This is a genomic window from Bradyrhizobium sp. 18BD (genome assembly GCF_054185225.1).
In genome coordinates this window covers 1-442 of record NZ_JAVAYL010000248.1, presented here as the reverse complement: position 1 = coordinate 442, position 442 = coordinate 1, and the positions used below count along the sequence as shown (strand labels likewise).

General features: G+C 72.2%; 1 protein-coding gene. It reads left to right on the top strand.

Annotated elements, in window-relative coordinates:
* On the top strand, nt 1–442 hold a 442-nt coding region (locus RAD16_RS41305; protein WP_458163719.1), incomplete at both ends, for an FtsX-like permease family protein.

The window sequence follows — 442 nt, the reverse complement described above, 5'->3', positions numbered from 1 at the left end:
AGCCTCAACCGCTGGAGCTACCGCCTCCAGAAGCCCGGCGCCACCGACGCAGAGCTCGCCGAGAGCGCCGCACGCATCGCCAAGGCGGTGCCGGAGGCGGGTTGGGAGATGCGCGCGCGCTCCGACGCCGACCCGCGCTTCGCCAAGAGCATCGAGCGCTTCACGCAGTTCCTCACCCTCGTCGGGCTGACCGCGCTGATCGTCGGCGGCGTCGGCGTGGCCAATGCCGTCCACGCCTTCGTCGAGCGCAAGCGCGGCTCCATCGCCACCTACAAGAGCGTCGGCGCGCCGGGCTCGGCGGTGGTGAACCTCTACCTGACCCAGGTGATGCTCATCGCCGGCATCGGCACGGGGATCGGTCTGGCGGTCGGCGCCGCGATCCCCTTCGCCATCGACGCGCTGTTCGCCGCGCAGCTGCCTCTGCCCCTGGAGCCGCGGCTGG